Source organism: Desulfoplanes sp. (assembly GCF_054921335.1).
The window spans coordinates 25138-43530 of record NZ_JBUDSQ010000019.1 but is presented as its reverse complement, the minus strand read 5'-3'; the positions used below and the strand labels follow the sequence as shown (position 1 = coordinate 43530).

The following is an 18393-nucleotide window of genomic DNA, read 5'->3' as shown; positions in this document are numbered from 1 at the left end:
TTACGATCCCGCAACTAGAATTTGTAACCCACATTGATGCCTAGCATATGGCAATGAGCATCCTTGAAAGATGATTCATGTTGCTGGGTAAGTTGAAGGGTTTTGTTTATCGATACATCAATATCTGCGTTTTTATTCGGTGAATATAAATATCCATATGACAGATCTAAAGTTAATTTATCCCAATGCATCCCTGTTCCAATACTGAAGATATGCCTATCTGTCATTGGGACCATATAATCGTAATGGGCGTTGTTGATCGGTGATTCGTCAAAAACATATCCACAACGCAAATCTAACCATTCGTTATAGGCGTATTCAAGCCCTAACTGAAACCGCCATACATCCTTCCATTTTTTTTCTTCCGTGACTGTGCTCATTTCATCATATTCGAATGTAATATCTTTGTAAGAGGACCAGAGGGTATAAATGGTATCGAATTCAAGGCTTAGTTTTTCGTTAATCTGGAAAGCCAACCCCAAAGACCATGATGCGGGCAAATTCAAATATCCGACCATACCTTGGTCAACAAGGTCGATTCCGTTGGGTATATCGGAAAAATCAGCATCACCTTCAACATGTGGGTGAACCTCTCCGCGGTAGGTCAGCCCTGCGGAAAACCACTTAACAGGCTTGTAATGGACTGCAAAATTATAACCGGGAGACCAGCAATCACCAGCCATGTCGACGTCACCATCATCTTGTCCCATAAAACCAAAATAGAGCTTCCTTTTAATTTCAACTTCCATATACATGGCTTCTATTCCAGCAGCTACTGACCACTGATCATTGATTTTATAGGCAATTGTCGGATTTACTGAATAAGTTTTAACCCCAGCATAATACTCTGCATATCTGCCGATCCAATCCGAATCATATTCAGAGGCGAGTCCGAATCGTGAATATGCACCAAATCCAAACCAAAATTTATCATTTATCTGCCAAGTCAAAAATGCGTTAGGAGCGAAGCCATCTAGGCCAAGGCTTTTGGTGTCTGCTGAATCGGATTTACCAGCATTAACACCGTCGCTTATCGATACATCAATTGTCGCCTGCGGCATGAGAACCGTAAACCCGCCCAGCACCTGAATCCCAGGCAACTGCGTGATCCCTGCCGGGTTGTAGGCTACTGCCGACGGATCATCCGCCCGTCCGATCAGGGCCCCACCCATGGCGTTTCCTCTCGCACTCCATTCGTAAATCCCGAATCCCGCTCCAAATGCCGACTCTGCGAGCAGCATCAGGCAGACCAGGGTCAGTCCCATCCGTTTCCATACACGTGTGCCCATCATTCCTCCTCTGGTTATCGTACGTCGGGCCTCGTCTGCTGTAAATTCCGCCGGTCTCATTCCGGAGGAGGATTTAGGATTTCCTCACGACAAATCGACCCAACTAAATGATCGCTTAGCAAATTTAAGTGTGCGCCTACATAAAAAGTCTGACACGGTCAACACCCTTTTTTGATTCGGGAAAACCCTTTTATATACCACAGAACCCTCTGTTGACCACTTATGCTCTTTATGGATATTAAATCTTCTAGGCGAAATTTTGAGTGGGTACACAACTTATGGGATCTGGGGTGACTTCCTCCCAGCCATTCCATATAGTCAGGCTTGAGAACATACGAGGTATCGCATGATCAGGGGGATACGGTGAGAAGGACAGCCAAAGACGACATTTTTGCTGCAGCGGCCCGTCTCTTGGGGCGGTTGGGGTACGCGGAAACGACCTACAAGAAGGTCGCCAAGGAAGCGGGGGTGACCGAGGGGCTCATTGCCCACCACTTTGGGAGCAAGGAAAAACTGTTCATACAGGTGGAACGGACCATCCTACGCGACCTGCACGACAAACTCGAGGAGAGTTTGTTCTATTCCACGGACGGCCTGGGTGCTGTAACCAATTTTATAAAATGCTTTCTCAAATACTCCGTAGACAACCGGGAATGGTTCACTACCCTTCTGCGCTGCTCGCCCTTCATCCTCGAATCGGGCCCCAAGGAAAACAAGGCCATCATCATCGAATGCGAACGGACATTCCGATTGCTCAAGGATTCCGTGGCCAAAGGGATCGAGGATGGAACCATCAAGGAATGCGATCCGCACATGACTACCTACATCCTTTTCTCGACCATGATCGGAGCCACCCGTGCCAACAATATCCGCTTAAATACCCCCGCCGATTTCTATCTGGAGATAGTGGCTTTTTTCCGGAACACCCTGGCAACCAAACCATAATGGTAACTAGTCAGGTCAAAATTTTAATATCACAACATCTTAAAATTTAACGTTTAATCTGATTACTGATCAACAAACGTGGAAAATTGCCGGAGTTAGCGGACACCCAGTTTCCACCGGTTTTTTTATCCGTCCCCACAAGAGACAACGCCCCCCTTGCCCCCCCCCAAAAAACAAGCAATCTCCCACCTCAATCAGCCGCGCCGACATTCCGCTGAAACAGATAACCATCTAAATTCAATAGATATACGATAAATTTAGGTGATTTTTTTCACATGACACCCTCATGATTTGGTGTTATTGCCAACAAACGGCATGGTGCACTAATTCTTTTTTTCCCATCATTGGTCCGCATCCGCTGGTTCCATATTAACGATTGATCAAAATGCGGTTCCTTTTGGTTTTTTTGATATTCCTGTTGCCTTTTTTCCACTCAACAGGATAAGCAGACCTTTAGCCGATTAAATCTGTCCTTTTCAGCCTTCCTCCCTAGGTTAGTGCTCACGTTGCCTTCTACCTCCAACAACAGGAGAACAAACCACATGGTTTTCAACTGGTTTCATCTGGGCCTGATCGTCCTACTCCTTGTCGGCGTTCTGTTTGCCGTGGGGGCGCTCATCGTACCGACGATCCTCGCGCCCAAGGCCCGGGGCGGGGCCATGGCCATGCCCTACGAATGCGGCATGCCCCCTCAGGGGAGCGCATGGGGAAGCTTTAACATCAACTACTATTTCTACGCCCTCATCTTTCTCGCCTTTGATGTGGACGTGCTCTATCTCTTTCCCGTGGCGGTCATCTATCCCCGTACCGTTGGCTGGTTTCCCTTCCTGGAAATCCTGATCTTCCTGTCCGTCCTCGGGGCGGCCATCCTCTATTTCTACAAGAAAGGTGTCTTTACATGGCCCCGAAAGATCAAAGTATAGGCCCGCTGACCTCGTCAATCGAGCCGGAACTCATTCCCTTTGCCCTGCCCAAGAAGATATTCAACGTCTGCCGGGCCATGTCCCTGTGGCCCATGACCTTCGGTTTGGCCTGTTGTGCCATCGAAATGATGTCCGCCGGCATGTCCCGGTTCGATATCTCCCGGTTCGGGGCCGAGGTCTTCCGTCCGTCCCCCAGGCAGGCCGATCTGATGATCGTTGCCGGCACCATCACCAAAAAAATGGCTCCGGCGATCATCAATCTCTACGAACAGATGCCCGCCCCCAAGTATGTCATTGCCATGGGCAATTGCGCCATCTCCGGCGGTCCATTTGCCTTCAAGGAAAATTATTCCGTGGTCGAGGGACTGGACCTGTTCATTCCGGTCGACGTGTATGTCCCCGGCTGTCCCCCTCGTCCCGAAGGATTGCTTGAAGGGGTGTTCAAACTGCAGGAAAAAATCACCGGCAAACGCTGGTGGCCCATGCCCGAGGAAGTGAACCCATGAAAGACTGGATACCTGCCGAGTGGCTCAAGGACATAGAACCCTTCGGCCTTGCGAGCTGTGCCAACGAGGCCACGGGAACGACCTGGAATCTCTTTCTCCAGCACGAACGGCTCCGCGAGGCCGCCGCTTCCCTGGACAAGGCCGGGTACTTCCTCGAGGACATCACCGGTCTGGACGGCAAGGAGGGATTCGAGCTCATCTATCATTTCACCAAGTACGAAAAACCCTTCCGGGTCACTCTGCGAACGCTGGCGGTCCATGAGGATCCCGTTCTGCCATCCATCAGCGATATTTTTCAGGGCGCGGACTGGCACGAACGGGAATGCTACGATTTTTTCGGGATCCACTTCGAGGGCCATCCCAATCTGATACCCCTGTTGCTCCCGGACAACTTCGGGTTCCATCCCCTGATCAAGGACGCGGAAAAAAGGGTATCCCTGTTCGATTCCCTTTCCAAATGCCAGACCATCGGCATCAAGGTCCCCTGTGCCGCAAACCCGGATGATTCCGGCGATAAGGAATAGCCGACCGTTATGACCTTCAATTTGGACGGAGACTTCTACTCCCAGAATTTCCAGCAGGGCCCCACCGAGAATTCCATGATTCTCAACCTGGGCCCCCAGCACCCCTCCACCCATGGCGTGCTCCGTATCCTCGTGGAACTGGACGGTGAGTACATCACCCGTTCCGAACCCGTGCTCGGATATCTGCACCGGATGCACGAAAAGATGGGCGAGTCCAAGACCTACAATCAATTCATCCCCAACATGGGCCGTGTCGACTATCTCCATGCCCTGGCCTGGAATTGGGCCTATGTGGGGGCTGTTGAACAGCTCATGGAAATCGAGGTTCCCGAGCGGGGAGAATATGTTCGGGTCATCTCCTGCGAGCTGAACCGGATTATTTCCCACCTGCTCTGGTGGGGGGCCTATGTCATGGATCTGGGCGCGTTCACTCCCATTCTGTACGCGTTTGAAGACCGTGAGATGGCCCAGGACCTTCTCCAGCGCATAACCGGATCCCGACTCACCTACAGCTCGTTCCGTATTGGCGGCGTGGCCCACGATCTGGACGAGACCTTTATCGAGGGGGTTCGTGCATTTTGTGCGCGCATGCCCGAGCGGCTGGCCATGTTCAAGGATCTGGTCACGGACAACTTCATCCTCAGGAAACGGTGCGAGGAGATCGGGGAGATCCCGGTTGGAATGGCCAGAAAATACGGGGCGACCGGTCCGGTTTTACGTGGCTCGGGCGTGGCCTATGACATCCGCAGGGCCGAACCCTATTCCATCTATGACCGGTTCGATTTCGACATCCCCACCCGTGACACCCTGGATGCCATGGGCCGCTATCATGTTCGCCTGGACGAGATCAGTCAGTCGCTGGCTATCATCACCCAGGCCCTGGACCAGCTCCCCGGGGGAAAGATCCGGGCCAAGGTACCCAAGGTGATCAAGCCGCCCAAGGGGGAAACCTATTTCGCCGTGGAAGGAGCCCGGGGCAAGATCGGGGTATTTCTGGTCAGTGACGGCACCTCCGTGCCCTACCGGATCAAGCTGCGTTCTCCCACCTTCTCCAACCTGAGCCTTTTTTCCGAGTGCGCCAAGGGGACCCTGCTGGCCGACGCCATCTCCATCCTGGGCAGCCTGGACCTCGTCATCCCGGAGATTGACCGATGATACCTACTCTTCCCGCGGAACTGCTGCGGCTCCTCGTCTTCACCATGGCCATCCTGGCCTTTGTCTCCCTGAACGCCCTGATTCTGGTCTGGCTGGAACGCAAGCTGGCAGGACATTTCCAGGTCCGGCCCGGCCCCTTTGAGGTCGGCCCGCACGGTCTGCTCCAGACCCTGTGCGACGGGCTCAAGCTGATGAGCAAACAGATCGTGGCCCCGGCCGGCGCGGACAAACGGCTCTTCTGGCTTGCCCCGGTTCTGGCCTTTGCCCCGGTGTTTCTTTGTTTCCTGCCCATCCCCTTTGGCCCGCGACTCATGGGCATGGAATCCGGGATCGGGGTCATTCTCATTCTGGCCTTCACCGGGCTGAGCGTGCTGGCAACCATCCTGGCCGGATGGGGATCGAACAACAAGTTCTCCCTGCTTGGAGCCGCCAGGGCCGTGTCCCAGGCCGTGGCCTACGAAGTCCCCCTGCTCATCTCCGTCCTTGGCGTTGTCATGTATTCAGGATCGCTCAATTTTTCCGAGATCGTCACCCAGCAGGGAGGTTGGCCGTGGCAGTGGAACGTCATGCTCCAACCCATAGGATTCGTCATATTCTTCATCTGCGCCCTGGCAGAGTGTAACAGGGCACCCTTCGACCTGCCCGAGGCCGAAAGTGAGCTCACGGCCGGATTCCACACCGAGTATTCCAGCATGGGATTCGGGCTGTTCTTTTTCGCCGAATACACGAACATGGTCATTGTCAGCAGCGTGTGCACGGCCCTGTTTCTGGGCGGCTGGCACGGCCCTCTTGTTGACGGCTGGTGGTGGTTTGCGGCCAAGGTCTATTTTCTGATCTTTGTCATGATGTGGATGCGCTGGACCTTCCCCCGGGTACGGTTCGACCAGCTCCTCAACCTGAGCTGGAAGTGGCTCATCCCGTTGTCTTTGATCAATCTTTTTTACGTGGCCGTCCTGGTCAAGATCTGAACATGATCGACGTGGAGCGGACACTCCGCTTGTCCATGAACCGACGTCATCCCGGATTCGGTCCGGGATCTTGAGGGGCATTCCTCCAAACCATGAAGATTCCGGCCCCGGCCGGAATGACGGAAAAAAATGCAACCCGAAAAGCGACACGACATGACATTTCTCGAAGACATCCGCCAGGCGATCAAGGGGCTCTATTCCCTGGTCATCGGCCTTGGGGTCACGGGGCGGGCCCTGCTGACCAAGCCCGAAACCGTGCATTATCCACGGCAGACCGTGGACAATATCCATACCTACCACGGGCATATCGAATTCGTGCCCACGGACGCGCCACCGCATTTTTCCACATGCATCGCCTGCGGTACCTGTGCCCGCAACTGTCCCTCGGGATGCATCACCGTGGAAAAGGCGGTTCTCCCCCCGGAAATCGGCGAGGACGGCACCCCCCTGAAACCCAAGAAGGCCAAGTATCCGTCCCTGTTCGAGCTGGATTACAATTATTGCAGCCTGTGCGGACAATGCGTGGAAAACTGTCCGACCAAGGCCCTCAGGTTTTCCACGGACGTGTATCTGGCCGGATTTTCCCGGGAGGATTTCGAGTACGACCTGATCGAACGTTCCCGCAAAGCCCTCGACGACAAGGAGTGATATTCATGGATAAGATGGCTTATATCGCCTTTGGATTCTACACCATCCTCTGTCTGGGCGGAGCCCTCTGGGCCGTGACCATCCCCAGCCTGGTCCGGGCCTTCACCGGCCTGGTCATCTCCCTGTTCGGCGTGGCCGGTTTGTACTTCCTGCTGGCCGCTCCGTTTATCGGGTTGATGCAGATCCTCATCTATGTCGGCGCGGTGGCCGTGCTCATCTTTTTCGCCATCGTCATCACCGGGGCCTCGCGTGAGGCCCGGAATCGCAGTCAGACAACAATGAAGAAGCGGGCCCTGGCCTTTCTGGCCGGGTTTGTCCCGGCCTCGTTTCTGGCCATGACCGTGATCAAGTATTCCCTCGTCACCACCAACAACGCCACACCCGTTGCGGTCGAAGACCTCGGCCGGGCCCTGCTCGGCCCCTACGGCCTGGCCTTCGAGCTCATCTCCGTGGTCCTGTTCGCGGCCATGGCCGGCGCCATCCTCCTCGGATTCAGGAGAAGACAATGAACCTGTTCATCATGTACCAGCTCATCGCCCTGGGCATGCTCGCCCTGGGTTTGTACGGCCTGCTCCTGCGCCGCCGTCTCATCGGCATGCTCATCGGTGTGGAGCTCATGCTCAACGGTGCGGGGCTGTCCATCGTGGCCACCTCCCAGCTGACCCCGGCCTCGGCCCAGCTCGGCCAGCTGGGAACCCTGCTCATCATGGGACTTGCCGCGGCCGAAGCAACCCTGGTCCTGGCCATCATTATCGTCATCTACCGCCGTTTCGGAACCATCGAGGAACAGAAAATCTCCACCCTCAAAGGATGATCCATGTCTGAAATCGTCACCAGTCTCCGACTTGTCGTTCCCCTGGGGATCACCCTTGTGGCCCCTGTTCTGATCTGGCTCCTGGGCAAGGACCCCAACAAACGCGAAGCCGTATCTTTTGGCGCGGCCATCCTGACCCTGCTCTCGGTCCTGTCCCTGTTTCCCCCGGTCCTTTCGGGCAAGATCCTGGTTTTGCATCTCTTCCACCTGCTGCCGGGTATCGACGTGAAACTCTGCGCCGACGGATTGACCCTGATATTCGCCTTTGTGGCCTCGTTCCTGTGGATTCTGGCCACGAGCTACAACATCGGGTACATGCGCTCCCTCAAGGAACACGCCCAGACACGGTATTATTTCTGTTTTGCCGTGGCCATTTTCGGGGCCGTGGGCGTGGCCATGAGCGCGAACATCTTCACCCTGTACCTGTTCTACGAGATCATCACCATCTTCACCTATCCCCTGGTCGCCCACCACCAGGACGAGGAGGGCTATTCCGGGGCGCGCAAATACATCGTCTACCTCATGGGGACCTCCAAACTCTTCCTGCTCCCGGCCATGGTCCTCACCTACGTGCTGGCGGGCACCCTGGATTTCCATCTCGGCGACATGGTCAAGGGGATCTTCCCGGCCGATGCCGATCCGGTCCTGGTTACGGTCACCTATGTCCTGTACATCCTGGGCATTGCCAAGGCGGCCATCATGCCCCTGCACAACTGGCTGCCCTCCGCCATGGTCGCACCAACCCCGGTCTCGGCCCTGTTGCACGCGGTGGCCGTGGTCAAGGCCGGTGTTTTCTCCATCAGCCGGGTCATCCTGTCCGGATTCGGGGTGGAACTCTTGAACGATCTGAACCTGGGCATTCCCCTGGCGTATGCGGCGGCCTTCACCATCGTCGTGGCCTCCATCATCGCCCTGACCAAGGATGACCTCAAGGCCCGGCTGGCCTATTCAACCGTGAGCCAGCTCTCCTACATCATCATCGGTGTGGCGATGCTCACACCGGTGGCCGTGCAGGGCGGGCTCATCCACATCGCCAACCACGCCTTTTCCAAGATCACCCTGTTCTTTGCGGCCGGGGCCATCTTTGTCTCCTGCAACCTCAGAAGCATCCGCCTCATGTCCGGGATCGGGCGCAAGATGCCCTGGACCTTCGGGGCCTTTGCCGTGGCCTCGCTGAGCATGATCGGTATCCCGCCGGTGTGCGGGTTCGTGACCAAATGGTTTCTGGTCAACGGCGCGGTCCAGACCCATCAGATCATCCTCCTGATCGCCCTGCTGGGAAGCACCCTGCTCAATGCCGCGTATTTCGGACCGGTCGTGTACAAGGCCTTTTTCGGCAAACCGGCCCATGCCGAGCTGCCCTTTGCCTATGAAGGGGTCAAGGAGGCCCCCTTGTGCATGGTCATTCCCCTGTGCGTCACCGCGGCCATTTCCGTGGTCATTGGCATCTATCCGGAACCGGTCCTGCAACTCATTCAGATTTTCAGGGGGATCTAAGGCAGTCTTCGTCTGGGACACAAAATTTTTTGGAGCCAACCGTGATCGGACTTCAAGACAATGAGATTGTAGGGGCACCCCGTGCGGGTGCCCACAATTCAGCGATGTCGCAATCATAAGGTTCCTCGCACAAAGGGCACCCGCACGGGATGCCCCTACCGAACCATCTTCGGAGCAAAGGTTCTTGAGAACCCCAATATTCCGGAAAGGCTTAGTTTTCCCGGTTTGGATCCGTGCAGGCCCGTAACACATCATCACACAACCTCTTTTCAGGAAACGGAACCGTCATGAGCCTTACCTCCTCGTTTTCAGGATTTCTCATCAAGGCCCGGAACAATGCGCCTATGTGGAAAAAGGCGCTGTTCATCGCCCTTGGCATTCTTGTGGGGATCAATATTTTTCTCCATCCCCACCACGCCCACTTCACCATGGAAACCTCCATCGGATTCTGGGCCGTTTTCGGGGTCGCTGTCAGCGTGGCCATGGTTCTGGTGCTCAAGAAAATCATCTACCCCCTGATCAACAAACCCGAGGCGTTCTATGACCGGTCTGAGTAATTTTCTCCATCCGGCCCTTGGCTTTTTCGTCCTGGCCGTCATTCTGCCCTTTGCCCGGAACAACAAGGCCTGGCGGTGGCTTTTGCCCCTACCGGGGCTGGTGGCCATCTTCGCAGTTCTGACCATGGACCAGGGAACCTATGGGTTCATGGGCTGGCTCGGCCTGGACATGGTTTTCGGCCGTGCGGACAAGCTCTCGATCATCTTTGCCCATGTCTTTGCCATCGAGGCCCTGATCGGGATGGTCTTTGCCATGCACGTGGAGGACAAATACCAGCACATCGCCGCGGCCCTCTACGTGGCCGGCGGTTTCGGGTGCGTGTTTGCGGGCGATTACGTGACATTGTTCCTCTTCTGGGAACTCATGTCCGTGGCCTCCACCTTTGTCATCTGGCTGGCCCGGAACAAGCGGTCCACCCAGGCCGGCTTCAGGTATTTTCTGTTCCACACCCTGGGCGGTCTCTTCCTCCTTGCCGGACTGCTCCTGCGCTATGGGGATCTGGGCACCTTTGCCTTCACCGCGGTCCAGCCGGGTTCGGCGCAGCTCTATGACTGGCTGATCCTGCTCGGATTCTGCGTCAACGCAGCAGTTGTTCCCCTGCACGCCTGGCTGCCCGATGCCTATCCCGAGTCCACGGTGACCGGGGCGGTCTTTCTGAGCGCCTTCACCACCAAGACGGCCGTGTACGTTCTGGCCCGTGGCTTCTCCGGATTCGAGATCCTCGGCATCATGGGCGTGATCATGACCATCTACGGTGCCTGCTACGCCACCATCGAAAACAATGCCCGACGCATTCTCTCCTATCACATCGTCTCCCAGGTGGGGTACATGGTCGCGGGTATCGGTATCGGCACGGCCATGACCGTGGATGGGGCCTGTGCCCATGCCTACGCCCATATTCTGTACAAGGGACTTCTGTTCATGGCGACAGGCTGCATCCTGTACGCAACAGGAACGGCCAAGCTGACACGATTGGGCGGCCTGGCCTCGCGCATGCCCCTGGTCATGTTTTGTTATATGGTCGCTGCGGTTTCCATTTCCGGCTTCCCCCTGTTCAACGGATTCATCTCCAAGAACATCACCATTGCCGGCGCCGCCATGTCGCACCATACCTGGCTGGCGCTGGGCATGGAAATAGCCGCAGTCGGTACCTTCCTCTCAGTCGGCATCAAGCTCCCCTATTTCGCGTTCTGGTCCAAACCCGAGTACACCGGTGGGGTCAAGGAACTTCCCAAAAACATGTATGTAGCCATGTTCATGGCCGCGTTTCTGTGTTTTTTCACCGGTGTCTATCCCCAGGCCCTGTACAGTCTGCTGCCGTTTCCCCTGGACTACCATCCGTTCGCACCCTGGCAGGTTCTGGCATCCTTGCAGCTTCTTGGATTCACCGGGCTTGGGTTCTACCTCTGTCGGAAGATCATCGCCCCCCACGAAGGGCGGAACCTGGACTTCGATTTCCTCTACCGCATCGTGGGCTGGATCGGTCTCTTTCTGGCCAAGTATCCCGTGGCCATGATCGATTCGTGGTGGACCTCCGTATACCGTAAGATCGGCATGGCCGGGCTCCTGGATATGGCCGGGGGCTCTTCACGGTTCGACGCCAAGACCATTGACGGCGTGGTCGACGGAACAGCCACCTCCGTGGTCGGGATCGGCGGATTTCTGGCCAAACTCCAGACAGGCAAATTGTCCGACTATGTCGGCCTGGCCGCCCTCATCGGCATCGGAACCATCGCAGCGGTCTATTTTTTCATCTAAAACAAGAAGTCATCAGACCTACGGCCGTGCCCGTCCATGGCCCCAACCATCTGATCGGAGTCGGCATCCATGACCCTCACGAGTCTTATCGTCTTTCCCCTTGCGGTTTCGTTTCTTCTGGCCTGGCTGCGTACCGACCGGACCATCCGGCTGGTCACCCTCGCGGCCGGATTCGTGGAGATGGCCCTGGCCTTTCCGTTTGTCGGGTTCGACATCCACGCCACGGGTTTCCAGTTCGTGGAGCAGATCCCCTGGGTGCCCCAATGGGGGCTTTCCTATTATCTGGGCATCGACGGGATCAGTCTGCTGATGATCCTTCTGACCATCCTGCTTCTGCCCCTGTGCGTGCTCTGCTCGTGGAACTACATCGGCAAGCGGGTCAAGGAGTTCCACATCTGCATGCTGCTCATGATTTCGGTGTGTATCGGGGTTTTTGCCGCCCTGGACATGGTTCTCTTCTATGTCTTCTGGGAGGCCATGCTCGTCCCCATGTTCCTGATCATCGCGGTGTGGGGCGGGCCCAGACGCAAATACGCCTCCATCAAGTTCATCGTGTACACCCTGTCGGCGAGCACGCTCCTACTGGTGGCCATCATCGCCTTTTATTTCCAGACAGGGACCTTTTCCATCCCCGTGATCATGGCGAGCGAGTTCTCCTTCAGGTTCCAGTTCTGGGCCTTCCTGGCCCTGGCCCTGGCCTTTGCGGTCAAGGTGCCCATGTTCCCCTTCCACACCTGGCTTCCGGCCGCCCATGTGGAGGCGCCCACCGCGGGCAGCGTGCTCCTGGCCTCCGTGCTCCTGAAAATGGGCACCTACGGCTTCCTGCGGTTCTGTCTGCCCATGACGCCTGACGCATCCGTGTACTTCGCCCCGCTGATGATCGGTATCTCGATCGTTTCCATCATCTACGGCGGTCTGGTGGCCCTGGGGCAGAAGGACATGAAAAAGCTCATCGCCTATTCATCCGTGGCCCACATGGGGTTCGTCACCCTGGGGATCTTTGTCTTCACCACCAGGGGCATCGAAGGCGCGGTCTTCCAGATGCTCAACCACGGGATCACCACCGGTGCCCTGTTCATGCTCGTTGGTGCCATCTACGAACGGACCCACAGCAGGGAGATCGCCGACAACCTCGGGCTCGCCAAGTACCTGCCCGCGTATATCGGCTTTTTCGGATTGTTTGCCATGTCCTCACTGGGCTTTCCCGGAACCAACAGTTTTGTGGGCGAGGCCCTGGTTCTCATCGGCGCCTTCCAGAACAACATCTTTGTCGGTGCTCTGGCCATCCCCGGTGCCATGCTCGCTGCGGCCTACATGCTCAGACTTCTCCAGAAGCTGGCCTGGGGCGGACCATCGGCGGGCAAGGGACTTGCTGATCTGGACCGCCGTGAATGGGCGTACATTCTTCCCCTGGCCGTCCTGGTCCTCTACCTCGGTCTGGCCCCGACCCTGACACGGATGACCATCGATGCCTCCATTCCCAAGACCATCAAACGGGTACGGGCCGTGCTCAAAGACCAACGGCCCGATCTGGTCTCCCACATGACCGTCACCACCCCGAAGTCCCCCCAAGGAGTGCAGTAACAATGACCAGCTCCCCTGTGCTTTCATCCATCATCACCCTCGGCCCCGAGCTTTTTCAGCTCGTGTTCATCGCCGCCCTGTTCCTGGTCTCGGTCTTCAGCAAGGAGACCAAAAAGACCGGTTGGATCGCATGGGCTTCTCTGGCAGGTGTTCTCATCGCCTTTGGCGGGCTGGGGAGTCAGGGCATGTTCTTTGCCGACGCCTACCGGGTCGACGGGCTGTCCCAGTTCTTCAAACTGGCCATAGCTATCGGTTTCTGCATCACCGTGTTCAACGGCAAGAAACTCCCGGGAGTGGAGCCGTTCAAGCGGACCGACTACTATCTCATGCTCGCCCTGAGTTCCTGGGGACTCATGCTCCTATCCAGCGCGGTGGAATTGATGACCATGTTCATCGCCCTGGAGATCTCCTCCTACAGCCTGTACTCGCTCATTTCCCTGCGCAAGGGGAGCAGACCCGCTGCCGAGGCGTCCATCAAGTACATCCTGTTCGGCGCAGCGGCCACGGCCATCTCTCTGTTCGGCCTCTCATACATCCTGGCCTGTGCCCACACATCGTATCTCTCCGGATTGACCGGGAAGATCACCATGGATTGTCCCATTGCCATGGTCGGGACGACCATGTTTCTGATTTCATTCTTTTACAAACTGGCCCTGTTTCCCTTCCACTTCTGGTGCCCTGACGTGTACACCGGGGCGACCAACGAGACGGCCGCCTTTGTGGCCACGCTCCCCAAGCTCGGGGCCGTGGTCGCTTTGATCCGGATCACCAATCTGGTCCTCCCCGGTGTGGCCATGACCGATGTCCTGGCCATCCTGGCGGCCCTGTCCATGACCTACGGCAATCTGGCCGCCCTGGCCCAGAAGGACATCAAGCGAATTCTCGGGTACTCCAGCGTGGCCCATGCCGGATACGTGCTCATGGGCGTGGTGGCCGGAACTGACGCGGGTATGGCTGCAGCCGCGTTCTACGGACTGGCCTATGTGTTCATGAACCTGACCTGTTTCTGGGTCATCGCCCGGGTCGCGCCTGGCGGTGACAACCTAGAACTGGACGACCTCTCCGGGATGTACAAATACGCGCCCGCCTATGCCCTGGCCCTGGCCGTCGGGGCCTTTGCCCTGGTGGGCATGCCCCCGACCATGGGTTTCACGGGCAAGCTCTTTTTGTTCACCTCATTGTGGGGGCACGGTTATGACTGGCTGGTCATCCTCGGAGCCATCAATACGGCGTTCTCTATCTTCTATTATCTGAATCTGGTCAGATATGCCTACACCCGCGAGCAACAAACCCCCAGAACCATCGACGCCACACTAGGAGCCCGGGTCATGGCCCTGTCCCTGGCCGGTATCGTTCTGGTGCTCGGCTGCATCCCCTCCGGTGTATATCAAACGGCCCTGGCTGCAACCCGCTCCATTTGGGGGGCGTAATCCCGCAACAACAATCAGAATTGCGGATTGAAGGATTTTAAAAAATTTGAGAGATTATAGACGGTTAAACAGCGGTAGTTGTCAGAGCCTTTGTCTGGGCAGGTCGAGCGCCGCGGGCGTCTGAATGCCTTTGTTGGTTTGCAGGCTTCCTGCGTTAACATGTAGGCCTCTTTTTTCTTACATTCTCCAGTTTCTTGATGTCTTTGATCAACACGCAGATTTGACGGTAGATTTTATCATGTAGTCATAATGAAATTCCGTCCTGAACAGTTCCGTTTATCCTTGCAAGATCCTCTTTTTCAGGGAACCTCCATTCGCTGACCCACGCGTGCTCCATGAACGCGGCGGGGCGTGATCCCGGACCATCGGAATCACGCCCCGTTTTGTATGGTCCACCCGTCTGTATCCCCCCCTCAAGGTGCTGGTTGGATGACCCGGCATCTTCCTTGCTTAAACTACCCCAAGCCCAATTCCAACAAAATTTTGACCCTTCCAATCACAACGTACAGGATGCCATGCACCACCAATACCCCCCCCTTTCTCATCGTGGAGAGACACTTTCCGGGTTCCCCCTGGAAACCTCGGACAATGGTTCGGATGCAAATTCCTGGGCGGTTCCCTGGTCGGACCTGATGATGACCATGTTCATCCTCTTTGCGGTTCTTTTTGCCTTTGCCAGTGCCAAGCGGGATTTTTTCCGCGAGATCCGGGAAGACATCCATGGTGTTCCCGAGAATGTCCGTCAAGAACTTGACCAGCCCCGGTCGCGGACCACGAAACTCCGTACCGTGCATCGGGAAACCTATACCGGTGTCCAGACGGAACAAAGCATTGGCCTCCGTCCAACCGACGATGCTGACGTGCTGGCCAGAACCATGCAATCCCCCAAACTTATAGCATTTACCCTGGACCGGCCCATTCTTTTCAACCACCTTTCCGCAAATCTCGAACCCAAGGCGGTTTCCTCTCTTCGAACCGTGCTCCCGATCATCCGTAAATCCAATCTGGAGATCCAGGTCATCGGATATACAGACGGCCTTCCCGTGCATACCCCTGAATTCGAAGGAAATTGGGAACTGGCGACCGCCCGGGCCATGACAGTGGCGCATTGGCTCATGCGCGAAGGCAATATATCCTCTTCAAGGATCACGGTCAGTGGCCGTGGTCCCAACGATCCCCGGGTTCCTAACACCTCCCGGGCCAACCGGATCCAGAACAGGCGGGTCGAGATCATTTTGACCAGAAACCGTCAAGGAACGCGATCATGACCAAAAAGAACATTATCGGCGCGGGAGTATGTATCTCCATCTTCTTGCTCGCCTTTGTCTTCTTGGACAATAGGCTGGCCTTTTTGAACCTGAGCGGTCTGGCCGTGGTTGTCTGCGGCACGATGGGTGCGATTTTTTTGAGCCATCCCTCTGGAAATCTATCCAGGGCACTGAAAACCGGGATCCGTGCCTACTCGACAACCCCGCCCGATCCGGGGACCATTGTGCAGTCTCTTCTCGAACTGTCCATCAGGTCGCGGTGTCACGGACTTTTGAGCCTGGAAAAAACCGCCGGGGAGCATGGTGTCGCTTTTCTTCGTAACGGTCTCGCACTCCTCGTGGACGGGTATACCGACAAGGAAATCAGAGAAATTTTGTCCATGGAGACCACTTTCTTCCGGAACCGTCGGGAGCAGAGTGAGGCCATATACAGGAACATGGGCAGAATAGCCCCTTCATTCGGGGTGGTCGGGAGTGTCATTGGATTGATAGGGATGCTTTCCGGGCTTGGCGATACCGGCACAATCCTCCAGACCATACCCGTGGCCCTGACCTCCACCCTGTACGGCATCGTTCTCAATCAGTTTTTCTGTACCCCCATGGCCGAATGCATACGTGGAAGAACCAATGACGAATTGTTGAATGCATCGATCATTCTGGAGGGCGTTCTGGCCATCAAGAAGGAGCAGAACCCCCATAAACTGGAAAAGCGGTTATCCTCCCTGCTCTCCCCCTCCGAAAGGCATGCAACCACAAGAGATTTTGCAGCCATACGACAAAAATACATTCGGCTGGTCCGCCAACAGGGAGAAGGGGTCCGCTCCCACCCACATGATGCGGGGTCCGCAGACCCCCTTTCCGCGGCACGGTCCGGCGTTTAACACCGCTCCCCCGGACCACCACCTTTGCGCACACCAAACGGGCGGGCCACGTTCACTGTGGCCCGCCCGTTTGGTGTGCCAGCGGTATCTGTGCCCCAACCTTCTTTTGTGCGCCAAGGGTACATCCCCCTGTCCCGTAGTTTTCTCCCCCACGGGGAAGTTCCAGACGGCTGGAATCATGCATAAAAGACCACCGGCGAGAACCAGTATATCCCGGCCAACCTGTTGGGCTGGATCAATGGAATCCGCCAAACCGTGCGTATTGATTTTATAACACAATAAGAGCATGTTCCAGATGTGTCGCCACCATTGGGGGGATGGTTCCCGTTTAAGCCAAACCTACTTTGGAAGCCGTCGTCTTCAAATTTACGGATATGTGTTCCGCTATCAAGGCTTAACAGGCTACGAGCTTATCAGCTCATGAGCTGATAAGCTCGTAGCCAAAAAATTCTTGTATCGATCCATCACCAGAACCCACGTTTTCAAACTGGTTCTGGTTTAGGTCCGATCCTCCCCAACCTTTTTCCGATAATTTATTCTGCAACATACCTATGCGCGGTCCTATTACTTGTCTCCTTGCCCTCCTCCTTTGCCCCCTGTGGGTATGCGTATCCTTGGTCCATGCGTCTTTTTCTACCTTTCCTTCCCCCGAGTCGGCCAGGGTCTTTATCGTCCATAGTTACAATCCCGACCACGTTTGCGACGCCCCCCAATCCAAGGGGATCGAGCGCGCCCTGACCTCTCCAACGACCACCGACCTCTCCATTGAAATCCGTCATTTTTATATGCATACCAAGATGGTCTATACCAGCGGGGCGGCCATTGGGTTGAGGGGCAAATTGGCCCTGCTCCAGATACAAAGATACCGTCCGGATCTGGTCGTGACCATTGACGACAATGCCTTTAGAACCGTCGGATTGCCCCTGGCCAGGGACCCGTCCCAAAAAGTTGTCTTTTGTGGCCTGAACAATCCCCCCGAGTATTTCGACGCCACCCAGGATTTCATGCAGTCCCGCAACCATCCGGGAAAAAATGTCACCGGCATCTATGAAAAACTCTACCTGGAAAAATCTCTCCAGGTCACCAAGGAGGTATTGCCCGACTGCACCAAGGTCGCGGGGATAACCGACTTCACTCCAACGGGCCAGGCCGTCGCCAGACAGATGACCCTGGAATCGGATTCAGAGAGCCTCCCGGTCTCCTGGTACCTCTATCGTGTCAGAACCTTTGAAGAGTACAAAGAGCTCATCGCCGGGTTCAACCGCGACCAGTCTCTTGGGGCGATCTACCCAGCGGCCCTGAGCCTACCGGACAGGCATGGAAACATCCTTTCTGCCGGGGAAATATTTGCATGGACCATCAACCACTCATCCATTCCGGAAATCCCCCTTAATTTCGATTTCTCCCGGATGGGGTTGTTCGGCGGGGCCGCGGTCCGGTTCGAATCCATGGGATACGCGGCCGGACTGTACGCGCTCGAAATTTTGCGCGGCCAGACTCCCGGAAGACTCCCCATTGTGGATGCCCCGGAATTCGCCATTGTCTTCAACACCGCACGGGCGGCCATGCTCGGTATCAAAATCCCACTCCCCATACTCAGCGCCGCTGACATCATTTACACAACCATACCCTCCCTCGATTAGCC

Annotated in this window: 18 protein-coding genes; 17 read left to right on the top strand and 1 reads right to left on the bottom strand. The window is 56.0% G+C overall.

All coding sequences use genetic code 11. The features are described from left to right. Positions 1–14: 14 nt before the first annotated feature. On the bottom strand, positions 15–1289 hold the full coding sequence (locus ACY692_RS06210; protein WP_462324479.1) for an OmpP1/FadL family transporter: 1275 nt from the start codon (positions 1287–1289) through the stop codon (positions 15–17). A gap of 363 nt (positions 1290–1652) precedes the next feature. On the opposite strand from ACY692_RS06210, the gene ACY692_RS06205 reads away from it, so the two are divergent. The 17 genes from ACY692_RS06205 to ACY692_RS06125 all read left to right on the top strand — a co-directional run bounded on the left by ACY692_RS06205 (position 1653) and on the right by ACY692_RS06125 (position 18391). Then, positions 1653–2234 carry a TetR/AcrR family transcriptional regulator gene (locus ACY692_RS06205; RefSeq protein WP_462324478.1) on the top strand — a complete coding sequence of 194 codons (582 nt, stop codon included), beginning with the start codon at positions 1653–1655 and terminating at the stop codon, positions 2232–2234. 542 nt (positions 2235–2776) lie between these two features. Beyond that, entirely contained in the window at positions 2777–3157 is a 381-nt protein-coding gene (locus tag ACY692_RS06200; protein ID WP_462324477.1) for an NADH-quinone oxidoreductase subunit A, read from the top strand. Continuing rightward, positions 3133–3663, top strand: coding sequence for an NADH-quinone oxidoreductase subunit B (locus ACY692_RS06195; RefSeq protein ID WP_462324476.1), 531 nt, complete (start codon positions 3133–3135; stop codon positions 3661–3663). The genes ACY692_RS06200 and ACY692_RS06195 overlap by 25 nt, the downstream gene beginning before the upstream one ends. Further along, on the top strand, positions 3660–4187 hold the full coding sequence (locus tag ACY692_RS06190; RefSeq protein WP_462324475.1) for an NADH-quinone oxidoreductase subunit C: 528 nt from the start codon (positions 3660–3662) through the stop codon (positions 4185–4187). The genes ACY692_RS06195 and ACY692_RS06190 overlap by 4 nt, the downstream gene beginning before the upstream one ends. A gap of 9 nt (positions 4188–4196) precedes the next feature. Further along, on the top strand, positions 4197–5342 hold the full coding sequence (locus ACY692_RS06185) for an NADH-quinone oxidoreductase subunit D (protein ID WP_462324474.1): 1146 nt from the start codon (positions 4197–4199) through the stop codon (positions 5340–5342). Continuing rightward, entirely contained in the window at positions 5339–6310 is a 972-nt protein-coding gene (gene nuoH / locus ACY692_RS06180; RefSeq protein ID WP_462324473.1) for an NADH-quinone oxidoreductase subunit NuoH, read from the top strand. The genes ACY692_RS06185 and nuoH overlap by 4 nt, the downstream gene beginning before the upstream one ends. A 153-nt stretch (positions 6311–6463) precedes the next feature. After that, complete coding sequence (locus ACY692_RS06175) at positions 6464–6958, top strand: 4Fe-4S binding protein (RefSeq protein ID WP_462324472.1); 495 nt, start codon at positions 6464–6466, stop codon at positions 6956–6958. 5 nt (positions 6959–6963) lie between these two features. Further along, positions 6964–7467 carry an NADH-quinone oxidoreductase subunit J family protein gene (locus ACY692_RS06170; RefSeq protein WP_462324471.1) on the top strand — a complete coding sequence of 168 codons (504 nt, stop codon included), beginning with the start codon at positions 6964–6966 and terminating at the stop codon, positions 7465–7467. Next, positions 7464–7772, top strand: a complete 309-nt coding sequence (gene nuoK, locus ACY692_RS06165; protein WP_462324470.1) for an NADH-quinone oxidoreductase subunit NuoK — start codon at positions 7464–7466, stop codon at positions 7770–7772. Before ACY692_RS06170 ends, nuoK begins: the two co-directional genes overlap by 4 nt. Before the next feature lie 3 nt (positions 7773–7775). Next, the gene (locus ACY692_RS06160; RefSeq protein ID WP_462324469.1) at positions 7776–9269 is read left to right on the top strand and encodes a monovalent cation/H+ antiporter subunit D family protein; all 1494 of its coding nucleotides are present in this window, start codon (positions 7776–7778) and stop codon (positions 9267–9269) included. Between the two features lie 287 nt (positions 9270–9556). Then, positions 9557–9826 (top strand): hypothetical protein, encoded by a 270-nt coding sequence (locus ACY692_RS06155; protein WP_462324468.1) that lies wholly within the window; start codon positions 9557–9559, stop codon positions 9824–9826. Next, the gene (locus tag ACY692_RS06150) at positions 9810–11585 is read left to right on the top strand and encodes a Na(+)/H(+) antiporter subunit D (RefSeq protein WP_462324467.1); all 1776 of its coding nucleotides are present in this window, start codon (positions 9810–9812) and stop codon (positions 11583–11585) included. The genes ACY692_RS06155 and ACY692_RS06150 overlap by 17 nt, the downstream gene beginning before the upstream one ends. Before the next feature lie 69 nt (positions 11586–11654). After that, positions 11655–13169, top strand: coding sequence for a complex I subunit 4 family protein (locus ACY692_RS06145; protein WP_462324466.1), 1515 nt, complete (start codon positions 11655–11657; stop codon positions 13167–13169). A 2-nt stretch (positions 13170–13171) separates the two neighbouring features. After that, a complete protein-coding gene (locus ACY692_RS06140) occupies positions 13172–14599 on the top strand; it encodes an NADH-quinone oxidoreductase subunit N (protein ID WP_462324465.1) in 1428 nt (475 codons plus the stop codon). Between the two features lie 515 nt (positions 14600–15114). Then, complete coding sequence (locus tag ACY692_RS06135; RefSeq protein WP_462324464.1) at positions 15115–15867, top strand: OmpA/MotB family protein; 753 nt, start codon at positions 15115–15117, stop codon at positions 15865–15867. After that, on the top strand, positions 15864–16748 hold the full coding sequence (locus ACY692_RS06130) for a motility protein A (protein WP_462324463.1): 885 nt from the start codon (positions 15864–15866) through the stop codon (positions 16746–16748). The genes ACY692_RS06135 and ACY692_RS06130 overlap by 4 nt, the downstream gene beginning before the upstream one ends. A gap of 551 nt (positions 16749–17299) precedes the next feature. After that, complete coding sequence (locus tag ACY692_RS06125; protein ID WP_462324462.1) at positions 17300–18391, top strand: ABC transporter substrate-binding protein; 1092 nt, start codon at positions 17300–17302, stop codon at positions 18389–18391. Positions 18392–18393 lie beyond the last annotated feature (2 nt).